The organism is uncultured Marinobacter sp., from assembly GCF_913055835.1.
In the GTDB taxonomy this organism is placed as follows: domain Bacteria; phylum Pseudomonadota; class Gammaproteobacteria; order Pseudomonadales; family Oleiphilaceae; genus Marinobacter.
On sequence record NZ_CAJXKQ010000001.1, the window covers coordinates 153,535 to 166,208 of the forward strand.

The 12,674-nt window shown below is 61.5% G+C and carries 13 protein-coding genes; 12 read left to right on the forward strand and 1 reads right to left on the reverse strand.

Going from position 1 to position 12,674, the window contains the following annotated elements; genetic code table 11:
- Nucleotides 1–85: 85 nt before the first annotated feature.
- A complete protein-coding gene (locus QZ534_RS00790) occupies nt 86–787 on the reverse strand; it encodes a lytic transglycosylase domain-containing protein (protein ID WP_296930200.1) in 702 nt (233 codons plus the stop codon).
- Nucleotides 788–966: 179 nt separating this feature from the next.
- Here QZ534_RS00790 and QZ534_RS00795 point away from each other — a divergent pair, with 179 nt between their 5' ends.
- The 12 genes from QZ534_RS00795 to QZ534_RS00850 all read left to right on the forward strand — a co-directional run bounded on the left by QZ534_RS00795 (nt 967) and on the right by QZ534_RS00850 (nt 12,639).
- On the forward strand, nt 967–1,506 hold the full coding sequence (locus QZ534_RS00795; RefSeq protein WP_296930203.1) for a shikimate kinase: 540 nt from the start codon (nt 967–969) through the stop codon (nt 1,504–1,506).
- Nucleotides 1,507–1,626: 120 nt separating this feature from the next.
- Nucleotides 1,627–2,814 (forward strand): methyl-accepting chemotaxis protein, encoded by a 1,188-nt coding sequence (locus QZ534_RS00800; protein WP_296930206.1) that lies wholly within the window; start codon nt 1,627–1,629, stop codon nt 2,812–2,814.
- Nucleotides 2,815–2,868: 54 nt separating this feature from the next.
- Nucleotides 2,869–3,237, forward strand: coding sequence for a response regulator (locus QZ534_RS00805; protein ID WP_296930209.1), 369 nt, complete (start codon nt 2,869–2,871; stop codon nt 3,235–3,237).
- On the forward strand, nt 3,234–3,524 hold the full coding sequence (locus QZ534_RS00810; RefSeq protein WP_296930212.1) for an STAS domain-containing protein: 291 nt from the start codon (nt 3,234–3,236) through the stop codon (nt 3,522–3,524). Before QZ534_RS00805 ends, QZ534_RS00810 begins: the two co-directional genes overlap by 4 nt.
- Nucleotides 3,521–5,599 carry a chemotaxis protein CheA gene (locus tag QZ534_RS00815; protein WP_296930214.1) on the forward strand — a complete coding sequence of 693 codons (2,079 nt, stop codon included), beginning with the start codon at nt 3,521–3,523 and terminating at the stop codon, nt 5,597–5,599. Before QZ534_RS00810 ends, QZ534_RS00815 begins: the two co-directional genes overlap by 4 nt.
- Nucleotides 5,583–7,214 (forward strand): methyl-accepting chemotaxis protein, encoded by a 1,632-nt coding sequence (locus QZ534_RS00820; RefSeq protein WP_296930217.1) that lies wholly within the window; start codon nt 5,583–5,585, stop codon nt 7,212–7,214. Before QZ534_RS00815 ends, QZ534_RS00820 begins: the two co-directional genes overlap by 17 nt.
- Before the next feature lie 12 nt (nt 7,215–7,226).
- Nucleotides 7,227–7,772 carry a chemotaxis protein CheW gene (locus QZ534_RS00825; protein ID WP_296930219.1) on the forward strand — a complete coding sequence of 182 codons (546 nt, stop codon included), beginning with the start codon at nt 7,227–7,229 and terminating at the stop codon, nt 7,770–7,772.
- Nucleotides 7,756–8,607 carry a protein-glutamate O-methyltransferase CheR gene (locus QZ534_RS00830; RefSeq protein ID WP_296930222.1) on the forward strand — a complete coding sequence of 284 codons (852 nt, stop codon included), beginning with the start codon at nt 7,756–7,758 and terminating at the stop codon, nt 8,605–8,607. Before QZ534_RS00825 ends, QZ534_RS00830 begins: the two co-directional genes overlap by 17 nt.
- Nucleotides 8,604–9,119 carry a chemotaxis protein CheD gene (locus QZ534_RS00835; protein WP_296930225.1) on the forward strand — a complete coding sequence of 172 codons (516 nt, stop codon included), beginning with the start codon at nt 8,604–8,606 and terminating at the stop codon, nt 9,117–9,119. The genes QZ534_RS00830 and QZ534_RS00835 overlap by 4 nt, the downstream gene beginning before the upstream one ends.
- Nucleotides 9,116–10,183, forward strand: coding sequence for a chemotaxis response regulator protein-glutamate methylesterase (locus QZ534_RS00840; RefSeq protein WP_296930227.1), 1,068 nt, complete (start codon nt 9,116–9,118; stop codon nt 10,181–10,183). The genes QZ534_RS00835 and QZ534_RS00840 overlap by 4 nt, the downstream gene beginning before the upstream one ends.
- A gap of 58 nt (nt 10,184–10,241) precedes the next feature.
- Complete coding sequence (locus QZ534_RS00845; protein WP_296930230.1) at nt 10,242–12,038, forward strand: PAS domain S-box protein; 1,797 nt, start codon at nt 10,242–10,244, stop codon at nt 12,036–12,038.
- Nucleotides 12,031–12,639, forward strand: a complete 609-nt coding sequence (locus tag QZ534_RS00850; RefSeq protein WP_296930234.1) for a response regulator transcription factor — start codon at nt 12,031–12,033, stop codon at nt 12,637–12,639. Before QZ534_RS00845 ends, QZ534_RS00850 begins: the two co-directional genes overlap by 8 nt.
- The last annotated feature ends 35 nt before the right edge of the window (nt 12,640–12,674 follow it).

A 12,674-nucleotide genomic window follows, 5' to 3' on the forward strand; every position in this document is an offset into this window, starting at 1 on the left:
GTACTAAAAGCGCCCGGTATCAGCAGGTCCTGATACCGGGCGCTTCTGTTTCAGACGCCGGAAAATTCTGGCTACCCTTATTGCATCAGAGTGCAGCGTAGCGCTCGTGAAGGATGCCAACCCGTTCAACATAGGCCTTGGTTTCAGCGTAGGGCGGTACGCCCTGATATCGGCTCACAGCACCGGGCCCCGCATTGTAGGCGGCGGTAGCCAGCCGGATGTCGCCATTGAACCGGGCAAGCATCTTGGCCAGGTAATGGACGCCGCCACGAATATTTTCGTCCGCCGCCAACGCATTGCGCACACCAAGCTCTTCAGCCGTGCCCGGCATCAGTTGCATCAGCCCCTGTGCGCCCACCGGCGATAGGGCTTTCTCGTTGAATGCGGATTCGGCGTGAATCACAGCGCGGACAAGTGCTGGATCAACGCCGAATTCCTGCGCTGCGGTCTGGATCTCGGAGTGGTATGGTTTGGTGAAAAGCGGCGTTTTACGCCAGTCCACGCTGGACTCAGGGTCGCAGGCGTAGCAGTGGAAACGGATCACCTCAAACTCGGCAGCGGCCGGCTGTACGCTGCTGTAGGCAACCACGCCGTTGTCATCAGTGTAGCGGTAGACGGTGTCGTTGCCGCTGGAGGCCCTTGGTTGGCTGGCACTTTTCACGTTGGTGAATTCGACAGTGCCATCGGGATGCACAATGCGCTTGATGCTGTCTGCCATGGCGGGAGCCGACAGTACAAGCAGAAGTGCTGCAATGGATGAACTCAGAAGTGATCTGCCGATGGTCATTACTCACTCGCGAAAGATGCCGTTAATGGCCGGCTTCGGGTATTCTCTAAAAACCGCCGTTGCCTGAATTATACGGGCTTGCGGGGCGGAATAAAGCGCGCGCTGTGTCGTAAAAATGTTACGTTCTGCGTTTAATGCCGGCCAGTTCTCATTCTCCGTAGAGGTCCCTCCAGAGCATCATGGTTAACCCGACCGACACAGACAACCTCGTTCTCATCGGTATGCCCGGCAGCGGCAAGAGCACGGTGGGTGTGCTGCTGGCCAAACACCTGGGCCTCGGGTTTGTCGATACCGATTTGCTCATCCAGGAAGAAACCGGTCGTACTCTCCAGGCAATCGTAGACCACGACGGTTACGAAGCCCTGCGGCGAATTGAAGAACAGGTGCTGCTCAAGCTGGATGTCCGGCACAAAGTTATCAGTACGGGAGGCAGCGCCGTCTACAGCGCCCGCGCCATGGAACATCTCAAGACCAACGGTACTGTGGTGTTTCTCGATATCCCGCTTGAGCTCGTCATTGAGCGAATTGGCGATCACAGCATGCGGGGCATATCACGGAGGCCGGATCAGTCTTTGGATGATCTGTTCGAGGAGCGCCACCGTCTCTATCAACGCTACGCCGACCTTACCGTGGAAGGGCAGGGAAAGAATCAGGACGAGGTCTGCCAGGCGGTGGTCCGGAAGCTACCGGCCAATTCCGGGTTGTTCCCGGCGCCCTAGGCGGAGTAGTCCTTCCCTTACGGAACAGCCTGGCCCGCCCTTAGGCGATTACCAGCATTGACCTGATTGTTCGCTTCACCCACCGGGAGCACGATGGCCCTATCAGAATTGGAGCCAGTCGTGACCACTAATCCTCGCTTTCCTGTATCAAAGTTGATGGCTGTCAGCGCAGCACCTGCGCTGCTGAGCGCCACAGCGTTTCTGTTTGCACTGTCGGGGCCGGGGCGGTTTGCCCTGGCGTTGGCCCTGGTGATTGTTGGTATTGGTGCTGCCCTGCTGGCACGAACACTCTGCCACCGTGGTTCCGCGGCGTTCTCCGCGGCCATGGAGAGCCAGGCCACAGCGCTGGCGACGTCAGACCTGCCCCAGCGGCAGGCCTGCGAAAAGCTTGGCTCTGAGTTGTTGCCCATCTGGTCCCAGCAGATCGAAACCGCCCGTTCCCAGACCGAAAGCGCCATCACCGATCTGACCACCTGCTTCAGTCACCTCGCCGGGGAACTGCGCGACGCCACCGCCATGTCCTCGGAGGTGGCCGATTCCCTGGAAGGCGGCCTGGGCGGCGTTTTCGGCAAGTCTGAAAACGAGCTTCAGTCGGTGGTGAATACCCTGCAGCGAGCGCTTGAAGACCGGGATGGCCTGCTTCAGCAGATCAACGGTCTGGATACCTTTGTGGATGAGCTCGACACCATGGCGCAGGACGTGGCCACCATCGCCGGCCAGACCAATCTGCTGGCACTGAACGCGGCCATAGAAGCAGCACGGGCCGGTGAGCACGGGCGCGGCTTTGCCGTGGTGGCGGACGAAGTGCGCAAACTCTCCCGGCTTTCTGCCGAGACCGGGGAGCGAATCAGCACCAAGGTCGGCTACATCGGTGATTCCATCCGCTCCGCGGTCAGCGCAGCCCAGGACTCACGGGGCCGTGACGGCGAAGCGGTGTCGTCGTCGGAACGCACCATCGAGCAGGTGCTAGCCAGTTTCCGGAGTTTCGGGACCCGGTTGGTGGAATCCGCCGAATCCCTGCGTCGGTCCAACGTCGGCATCCAGTCGGAAGTGGAGCAGGCGTTGGTACAGCTCCAGTTCCAAGATCGCACCAGTCAGATGCTGAGCCATGTGCGCGCCAACATCGGCTCAGTGAGTGACAGCCTGAGCGCCGGCGACCTGCCTGACGTGGATTCGGTGATGCGTCAGATGGAGGCCTCCTACGCCATGGCTGAGGAGCGCAACAACCATCGCAGCAAACATGGCGGCAATGACGAGAGCAAGGGGGCGGCCCGGTCGGCAACCGGCGGTGATATTACGTTTTTCTGAACAGAGTGGGTCCGGCGGTGGCCGGCAAAGACAGACAGCTAACGGGTCAAAACTATGGCTAAAAGTATTCTGATTGTGGATGACTCGGCGTCCATCCGGCAGGTGGTATCGCTCACCCTCAAGGGCGCCGGCTTTGATGTGATCGAGGCCTGCGACGGCCGCGATGCCCTGGGCAAACTCAATGGGCAGCGCGTTCACCTGATGATCTCGGACGTGAACATGCCGAACATGGACGGGCTCACTTTCCTGCGGGAAGTCAAAGCCCGGCCCGAGTACAAGTTCACTCCGGTGATCATGCTGACCACCGAGTCCGCCGAGGACAAGAAAATGCAGGGCCAGGCCGGAGGCGCCAAAGCCTGGATGGTCAAACCTTTCCAGCCCCAGCAGATGCTGGCTGCGGTCAACAAGCTGGTGGGACCATGAGCGCCGTTGCCGATTTCGATGCCGGCACCGGCTGCCTGTCGTTCCGGGGCGAGCTCACCATCTATGAGGCCAACTCCGCCTCCGAACATCTCTGCAGTGCTTTCGGAACCGGCGAGCTTCGCAATGTTGACCTGGGCGGTGTAACCGAGCTGGATACCGCGGGGCTACAGATCCTGCTGCTGGCCCGGCGCCTGGAAGTGCCGGGCAGTGAGACGGTTGCCCTCGTCAACCACAGTGAGGCCGTTCGGGAAGTCTTCGAGCTGGCCGGCCTGGAGTCGCAGTCATGAACATGGAACAGGCGCTTCAAACCTTCCTGGATGAGAGCCGCGAGCTGCTGTTCGACATGGAGAACATCCTGCTTGAACTGGAAACCCGGCCCGGGGAGGCAGAGCTCCAGAATGCGCTTTTCCGTTGCGTGCACACCGTCAAGGGATCGGCTGGCATGTTCGGCCTCGACCACGTGGTGGAGTTCACTCATGTGGTCGAGAATGTTCTGGACCGCCTGAGGGCCCACGAGATTGCCCTGAGCCGGGAGCTGGCCAACCTGCTTTTACGTTGTCGGGACCACATTAGTCTTCTGGTGGAGGTGCCCGAGCCTGCCGACGCCGTTGAGCTCCAGCCTTCGGGCCGGGCCCTGCTGGCAGAGCTCGAACCCTTCCAGTCGTTGACTGTTTCCGGGTCGGCCGCTGCGGCGCCTGAAACGCCATTGTCGCCTGCTGGCGACAGCCTCTGGCAGATCCGGATCCGGGTCCACGCTGATGCCCTGCGTCATGGTATGGATCCCCTGGGCTTTATTCGCTTCCTGGGAACCCTGGGGCAGCTTGAGCAGGTTACGGCTCTGGAGCAGGGCCTGCCCGCACTGCCCGAGTTTGACCCCGAGGCCTGTTACCTGAGCTTTGACCTGGCTCTGCGCACTGACGCCGCTCAAAGCGACATCGAGGATGTGTTCGAGTTTGCCGGTGAACTGTGTGAGCTGGAGATCTTCCGGCCGGAGGCAGCCGACGAGTCTGAATCAGTGAGTGGCGTCGCACCTGCGGATCCGGAGCAGGGCAACGAGCCTGTGGGCGATATCCGTATGGGAGAGGCCGTCGACCTGCAGCAGGGCCGCCGGAAGAAGTCGGTGCAGCACCTCAGGATCCAGGCAGACAAACTGGACAACCTGATCAACCTGGTGGGTGAGCTGGTGATTGCCTCGGCAACGGTCACGCTGGATGCGGAACGCTCGGGCGATGCCGTTTCCCGGGAGACTGCGGCCAATCTCAACCTGCTGGTGGAAGAGATCCGTGACAGCTCCCTGGATCTGCGCATGGTGCCCATTGGTGAAACCTTCCAGCGTTTTCAGCGGGTGGTTCGGGACGTGTCTTCGGAACTTGGAAAGGACATCGAGCTGGTGATTACCGGTGCCGATACCGAGCTGGACAAGACGGTGGTCGAGAAAATCGCCGACCCGCTGACTCACCTGGTGCGCAATGCCTGCGACCACGGCATTGAGTTGCCCGAGGTTCGCCTGGGCAAGGGCAAGCCGGGCCAGGGCCGGGTGCACCTCAATGCCTATCACGAATCCGGTGCCGTGGTGATTGAAGTGAGTGACGACGGCAACGGCCTCAACCGTGACCGGCTGCTGGCCAAGGCGGTAGAGCGGGATCTGGTGAAGCCGGATGCGGTGCTCTCCGACACCGAGATCTTCAACCTGATCTTCGAGCCGGGTTTTTCCACGGTGGAACAGGTCACCAACCTGTCCGGCCGGGGCGTTGGCATGGATGTGGTGCGCCGCAACATTGAGGCGCTGCGCGGCATGGTGGAGCTGGAATCGCCGGGTGTTGCCGGTGGCACCACCTTCCGTATCCGGTTGCCGCTGACCCTGGCCATCATTGACGGCTTTCTTGCCAGCGTTGGCGAGGCCACCTACGTGGTTCCCCTGGAAATGGTGGTCGAATGCACGGAGCTGAGTGCCGAGCAGCAGGCCCTCAGTGCCGGCCAGGACTACCTGAATCTGCGCCAGGAGGTCCTGCCGCTGGTAAGGCTGCGGGATCAGTTCTGCGTGCCGGGCAAGCCGGGCCGGCGGCAGAACATCATTGTGGTGCGCCACGCCGGCCGCAAGGCGGGCCTGATCGTGGACGATCTGTTGGGCGAACACCAGACCGTGATCAAACCGCTGAACGGCATCTTTTCTCATCTCAGAGGGTTATCTGGCTCCACCATTTTGGGGAGTGGCCAGGTGGCCCTGATTCTGGACGTGCAGGCCCTGATTTCCCAGATCAGCCATCGGGAGCAGGAATCGCTGAGCGCGCAGGGAATGCGTTTTCATCAATCAAGACATGGCCTTACACAGGGGATCAAATCCAATGAGCCTGTTAAATAATCTTCGAATCTTCACCAAACTGATGGGCGCCTTCGGGGTGGTCCTCGTGTTGTTCCTTGCCACCGGTGTGTTTGCCCTGATGCAGATGTCCACCATGAACGATTCTGCCAATGAACTGGCGGATAACTGGATGGTCGCAGTTGACGCCGCTCAGACCATGGATGCGCTGGTAGGCGACTATCGCCGGTTCGAACTGGAACACATCATTTCCCAGTCTGCTGAGGAGATGGCCGGGAACGAGCAGCGCATGGCCACCATCGACAGCCGACTAGAGGCTGTGACCGCAACGTTTGCCGCTTTATTGAGCATGCCCGAGGAAAAAGCTCTGTTCGAGCAATACCAGTCTGCCTGGAACAGTTACCAGACCGACCATAAGAAGCTCCTGTCGCTCTCTCTCGCGGGTAATACCGAGGCGGCGATGGACTATTACCGTGGTGAATCGAGAGCTGCGTTCAACAATATCAGCGATGCCATCGAACGCAACGTGACGTGGAATGTCGACATGGGTAAAGCTGCCAGCGCTGCTGCCAGCGAGGCCTACTCAGCCGCCCAGCTCGCGGTAATCGTACTGCTCTCGGTCAGCATCCTGCTCGGCCTTGGGCTCGCCTATGTGATCGCACGCAGCATTACCGGCGCTATCCGAGAAGCCATGGCCGCGGCTACCAGCATTGCCGACGGCGATCTGACCGTGAAAGTCGAGGCCCGCAGCCGCGACGAGATTGGCCAGATGATGGACACCATGCAGCGGATGGTGGTGAAACTGTCCCAGGTGATTTCTGAAGTCCGGTCCGGTGCGGACAACCTGGCCTCGGCTTCGGAGGAAGTCAGCGCTACCAGCCAGTCGTTGTCTCAAGCGTCAAGCGAGCAGGCCTCCAGTGTCGAAGAAACCAGTGCCTCCATGGAGCAGATGACCGCGTCCATCAGCCAGAACACCGAGAACGCCTCTATCACCGACGGCATGGCCAGCAAGGCTTCCCGGGAAGCGGTGGAAGGCGGGGAGGCTGTTGGCCAGACCGTTACCGCCATGAAGAGCATTGCCGAGAAGATCTCGATCATCGACGACATTGCCTACCAGACCAACCTGCTGGCCCTGAACGCGGCCATTGAAGCGGCCCGGGCCGGCGAGCACGGCAAAGGCTTCGCGGTGGTGGCCGCCGAGGTACGCAAGCTGGCCGAACGGAGCCAGGTTGCCGCACAGGAGATCGGAGAAGTGGCCGGGTCCTCCGTGGAGCTGGCCGAGCGGGCCGGGCGCTTGCTGACCGAGATGGTACCTTCGATCCAGAAAACCTCCGATCTGGTGCAGGAAATTGCTGCCGCCTCCGGCGAACAGTCGGCCGGCGTCGAGCAGATCAACAGCGCCATGGAGCAACTGAATCAGATTACCCAGCAGAACGCCTCTGCCTCCGAGGAGCTGGCGGCCACTTCGGAAGAAATGTCGTCCCAGGCCGAGCAGCTGCAGCAGGCCATGGCCTTCTTCCGCACCCACGACAGCCACGGTGCTCAGGCACCCATGCGTCAGGCCAAGCCTGCGGTGCCTGCGAAAAAGGCCCGGGAGGTTTCCCGGCCGGTGCAGGACAACGACGAGTTTGATGCTTCTGCCTACGTGCGCTTCTGACCGGAGGTGACCATGAGCCAGGTACAAAGACAGCAGGAGGTGGTCCGCATTGCGGACACCTCCGGAGACCAGAACCAGTATCTGACCTTTCAGGTGGGTCGCGAGATGTTTGCGGTGGGCATTCTGCACATTCGTGAAATCATCGAGTACGGCAGCCTGACTACCGTACCGATGATGCCCGAGTTTGTGCGCGGGGTGATCAACCTGCGGGGCAGTGTGGTGCCGGTGATCGACCTGTCCGCCCGCTTTGGTCGGGGCGAGAGCACCATCAACCGCCGCAGCTGCGTCGTCATCCTCGAGGTGGAAGGCGCGGACGAGAGCCTGCAGGAAATCGGGGTAATCGTGGACGCGGTCTCTGAGGTGCTGGAAATTCCGCCTGCGGAGATAGAGCCCGCACCCAGTTTTGGCGCTCGCATCCGGGCGGACTTCATTGCCGGCATGGGTAAGGTTCAGGGCCAGTTTGTGATTCTGCTGGACGTTCAGCAAACGCTGAACACCCGTGAAATGGCCGAGCTGGCCGCGATCTCGGATGGCCACCAAGATGTCCTCGACCACTGAGCTTCGTGCCGAGAGCGTAAAGAGTGCGGTGAATGCCGCCCCGGTTCTCGGTGAAGCCGAATTCCGGGAATTCCAGGGGATGATCTTTGCGGTTGCCGGCATCCACATGCCGGCGAGCAAGCGCACCATGGTGGCCGGGCGACTTTCCAGGCGGTTGAAGACGCTGGCATTGGGCAGCTATGCCGAGTACTGGCGCTATCTGAAGACGAGTGCCTCGGAGAAGCAGGTCGCGGTCGACCTGCTGACCACCAACGAGACCTACTTCTTCCGGGAGCCCCGGCACTTCGAGTTCCTGCGGGACCGGATTCTGGCCGAGCGACGTCGGCAGGGCCGCTTTCGCCTCTGGAGTGCCGCCTGTTCCAGCGGCGAGGAACCCTACACCGCCGCCATGGTGCTGTCGGATACGATGGGCGCCAGCGGCTGGGAGATTCTGGCTTCGGATATCAGTACCCAGGTTCTGGAAAAAGCCAGAGCCGGCCGTTATCCCCTGGCCCGGACCGACCGGATTCCGCCGGAATGTCTCAAACGCCATTGTCTGAAAGGCATTGGCGAAGCAGCCGGCACCCTGATGGTGGATCCGGCCCTGCGGTCGCGGGTGGAGTTTCGTCAGATCAACCTCAACACCCGCTTGCCGGACGTTGGCGAGTTCGACGTGATCTTCCTGCGCAACGTGATGATCTATTTCAATGCCGACACCAAGCAGCAGATTGTTGCCCGGTTACAGGCCTGTCTGCGCCCCGGCGGCTATCTGCTGATTGGTCATTCTGAGACCCTGAACGGGTTCCAGAACGGACTCGAGGCGATAGCGCCCTCCATTTACCGGAAACAAAAATGACCGCACAACTGGGTTCGGGCATCGACATCTTTCTTCATCCCGGGGACTGGTATTTCGGGGATCGCGACACCCGGATTCATACCACCCTGGGTTCCTGCATCGCGGTGACGCTGTGGCACCCGGAGCTTAAGCTTGGCGGCATGTGTCACTACATGCTGCCGGGCCGTAGCCTTGAAAGTACGCTAAATGCCCGTTACGGGGCAGATGCCCTGGAGTTGCTGGTTGCCGAAATCCGTCAGCAGGGCACAGTGGTCACCGACTACGAGGCCAAGCTGTTCGGCGGCGCCAGCATGTTTGATGTAGGTCCCCATGGCAGCTCGGTCGCCAGGCGCAATGTCGATGCGGCCGAGGCCCTGATGGCGCACTACGGGCTGTCGGTAACATCGAGAAGCCTCGGCGGCACAGGGTACCGGCGGTTGTTCTTCAGCATTGCCGATGGCGATGTCTGGGTTCGCCGGGGCGAAAGCCGGGCGGAGCCGGCCAGCCCGGTTTCATCAGGAGGAGTCGCATGACTGCGCCAGTTTCCGTGTTCATTGTTGATGACTCGGCCGTCGTCCGCCAGGTGTTGGGCCAGTTGCTGATGTCGGACCCCGGAATACGGGTTGCCGGAGCCGCGCCGGACCCGATCTTCGCCCTGCAGAAAATGCAGAGGGACTGGCCGGACGTGATCATTCTGGACGTCGAGATGCCCCGCATGGACGGCATCACCTTCCTCCGCAAGCTGATGAAAGAGCGTCCCACGCCGGTGGTGATCTGCTCCACGCTGACTGAAAAGGGCGCGGATACCACGCTCCAGGCCCTGTCCGCCGGTGCGGTGGATATCATCACCAAGCCCAAGCTCGGTTTGCGGGATTTTCTGCAGGCCGGTGGCCAGCACATGGTGCAGGTGCTCAAGGCCGCGGCGCGGGCAAAGCTCGCGGCAGTGCCGCGGGCGCGTCCTGCGGCAGCGCCTGAACCCAGGGCGCCAGCGCCGGTGGCCATGGCCCGCACCACCGATCAGGTGGTGGCGCTGGGCACTTCCACCGGTGGCACCCAGGCACTGGAAGCGGTGCTGACCCGAGTGCCGGCAGACTGCCCGGGGATTGTGGTGGTGCAACACATGCCGGAGAAGTTCACGGCGGCCTTTGCCCAGCGGCTGAACCAGCTCTGCCGCTGCGAGGTGCGGGAGGCGGTGGACGGTGATCGGGTGATTCCCGGTCTGGTGCTTATTGCCCCGGGCGGGCGCCATATGCAGCTTCGCCGCAGCGGGGCCCAGTACCGTGTGGGCGTGGCGGATGGTCCGCCAGTGAACCGGCACAAACCGTCGGTGGACGTGTTGTTCCGATCGGTCGCCAATACCGCGGGGCGCAATGCCCTGGGCATCATCATGACCGGCATGGGCGACGACGGTGCCCAGGGTCTGCTGGCCATGCGCCAGGCCGGTGCCCACACCATCGCCCAGGACCAGGAAAGCTCGGTGGTCTTCGGCATGCCCCGGGAAGCCATTGAAATCGGCGCGGCCGCTGAAATTTTGCCTCTGAGCCAGATGGCCGAGGCCATCGTCGGCCGCCCACACAGGCGCCCAATGGCCTCCTAGGGACAATCCCGGGTCTGGAAGGCTCCCGGCTTCCTGCTACAGTTAAGAGGTAGTTTCAATGAACGTTCAGGAGGACGATGTGGGATCCTACAGTCAGGTCCCCATCGGTGCGCTTCCCGGAGCGGTTCTTCGGATTGCGCCCGACGGCCGGATTCTGGATCTTAACAAAAGCGCTGCCCGACTTGATGCCTGCCTTGAAGTGGGCATTCCGCTGATCGAATGTCTGGGCGAAGCCGACCAGCCGGAACTTGGGTGGCGGCTCGGAGGCTCTGGTACGCTTCCGGAGACGGATCACGAACTGGAAGTCCGGATCAGTGACCGGCTCTATCGTCTCACCTTTGCCCGGACGACCTGTCCGGACGGTTCCCGTTTTGTGCAGTTGGCGGATATCACCGACTACCGGCAACTGTCGGAGCGGGTTGCCGTCAATGAGCAGCGGTTTCGCTCCCTGTTCTCGCAGAATCCGTACGCAGTCTGCAGTATGGATCTGGAAGGCCGGCTGGTGGAAATGAACCACTGCACCGAAGAGTTGACCGGGTACCCCGAGAGCCAGCTTTGCGAGTATCACTGGGAAAACCTGGTGGATCAGCGGGACCGCGAGGCCGCCAGGGAATGTCTGGAGGCTGCGCTGAGTGGGATTCCATGCAGTTACCGCTGCCGCGTGCAGCGTCACAGCGGGCGCACAGCCCTGGTCCAGGTGACCTACATTCCGATTCTGGTAAACGGGGAAGTCACCGGTGTGTTCGGTGTCGCCCGCGACAAGACCGAACGCTACCGTCTGGAGGAAAGCCGACGCTTGCTCCAGGCCTGCATGTCGCAGATTCACGACGTGATTATCATTACCGAAACCGACCCCCTGGATCCGCCGGGTCCGCGAATCGTGTATGTGAACGAAGGCGTGGAACGAATGACCGGTTATCGCCCGGACGAAGTGCTGGGTCAGACCCCCAGGATCTTTCAGGGTCCGGATACCGACCGGGCGGCCCTGAAAAGAATACGGGCCGCACTGGAACGTCGCGAACCCATCAAGGAAGTGCTGGTTAATTACTGCAAGGACGGCGTGCCGTTCTGGAACGAGATCGAAATCGTGCCCATTCCCGCCTCCGGGGAGAATGGTCGCGCCTATTTTGCCGCGGTGCAGCGCGATATCACCGAGACCAAACGTCGGGAAGCCGAGCTGAGGCACTCGCAAGAGGAACTGCGCCAGCTCAGCCGGGCCCAGGAAGGGGTGCTGGAGCAGGAACGTCGCCGTCTTGCCCGGGATCTGCACGACGAACTGGGGCAGACCCTGACGGCACTCAAGCTGAACCTGGGACTGGCTGTTGACCAGGTAGAAGAACTGTCACGCGAGCACCGGAAGCACCTGGTGAACACCATTGAGTCGGTGGACGACGCGGTGGAGAAGGTCAGGGAAATATCCGCCAACCTGCGACCACCCATGCTTGATGATCTCGGATTCGAGGCGGCAGCCGAGTGGCTGTTGTCAAAATGGGCCGAGCGCGAAGGCCTGGACGTCAGCTGGCACACCGAATCGGCTGAAAACGGCAGCTTGCAGAGCGAGGTGGCCACGGCGTTGTATCGCATCCTGCAGGAGTGCATGACCAACATCAGCCGCCACTCGCGGGCGACGAGTGTGCGCGTCCGGTATCGCGAAACCGAAACGACGGCGAACCTTGAAATCAGGGATAACGGCGTTGGCTTTGATCCGGCGGCCTCGGGACACCAGGGCTCTGGTCTTCTGGGTATTCGTGAACGCGTCGCCATGCTGGGGGGTGAACTGACTGTCGAGTCAGCCAGCGGACGCGGGGTAAGAATTCTGATTAACCTGCCGAGGGGTAGTCGAACCGATGATTAGTGTGTATCTCGCTGATGACCACAGTATTGTCCGGGAAGGCATTCGCGCCCTGGTGGCGTCGGCCCCGGATATGGAGGTGGTTGGCGAAGCCTCGGATGGCGACGAAGCGCTCCGGGAGCTGCCAAAGTGCCAGCCGGGTGTGTTCCTGATGGATATGTCCATGCCCGGTTGCTCCGGCCTGGACCTGATTGAGCGGGTTCGCAGGCGGGCCCCGGAAACCCACATCCTGGTGCTGAGCATGCATCGGGAGGACCTTTACGCCACCCGCACCATTCGTGCCGGGGCCCGGGGCTTCATAACCAAGACCCGCCCGCCCGCGGAGTTGCTGGAAGCCCTTCGCAAGGTGGCCCGGGGCCAGATGTATATCACCCGGGAACTGGCGGACAAACTGGCCATGGACGCCCTGACCGGCAAGCAGGACGAGGAGCCCCACGCGCGGATGACCCGACGGGAATACGAAGTGTTCCTGGACCTGGCCCGCGGCATGAACGTGGGAGACATCGCCGAAAAGCTGCACGTCAGCTCGAAGACCGTCAGCACCCACAAGGCCCGGCTGATGGAAAAGCTGCACGCCAACAGTATTTCCGATCTGGTGCGGTAAGCACTGTCCCAGGATCTTCTCTGAGCCCGGGTAGG

Coding starts and splice junctions, on each gene's coding strand:
- QZ534_RS00820 (WP_296930217.1), top strand. CDS start 5,583: ATGAGCCTGTTAAATAATCTTCGAATCTTCACCAAACTGATGGGCGCC.
- QZ534_RS00810 (WP_296930212.1), top strand. CDS start 3,234: ATGAGCGCCGTTGCCGATTTCGATGCCGGCACCGGCTGCCTGTCGTTC.
- QZ534_RS00840 (WP_296930227.1), top strand. CDS start 9,116: ATGACTGCGCCAGTTTCCGTGTTCATTGTTGATGACTCGGCCGTCGTC.
- QZ534_RS00830 (WP_296930222.1), top strand. CDS start 7,756: ATGTCCTCGACCACTGAGCTTCGTGCCGAGAGCGTAAAGAGTGCGGTG.
- QZ534_RS00795 (WP_296930203.1), top strand. CDS start 967: ATGGTTAACCCGACCGACACAGACAACCTCGTTCTCATCGGTATGCCC.
- QZ534_RS00850 (WP_296930234.1), top strand. CDS start 12,031: ATGATTAGTGTGTATCTCGCTGATGACCACAGTATTGTCCGGGAAGGC.
- QZ534_RS00805 (WP_296930209.1), top strand. CDS start 2,869: ATGGCTAAAAGTATTCTGATTGTGGATGACTCGGCGTCCATCCGGCAG.
- QZ534_RS00845 (WP_296930230.1), top strand. CDS start 10,242: ATGAACGTTCAGGAGGACGATGTGGGATCCTACAGTCAGGTCCCCATC.
- QZ534_RS00825 (WP_296930219.1), top strand. CDS start 7,227: ATGAGCCAGGTACAAAGACAGCAGGAGGTGGTCCGCATTGCGGACACC.
- QZ534_RS00790 (WP_296930200.1), bottom strand. CDS start 787: ATGACCATCGGCAGATCACTTCTGAGTTCATCCATTGCAGCACTTCTG.
- QZ534_RS00835 (WP_296930225.1), top strand. CDS start 8,604: ATGACCGCACAACTGGGTTCGGGCATCGACATCTTTCTTCATCCCGGG.
- QZ534_RS00815 (WP_296930214.1), top strand. CDS start 3,521: ATGAACATGGAACAGGCGCTTCAAACCTTCCTGGATGAGAGCCGCGAG.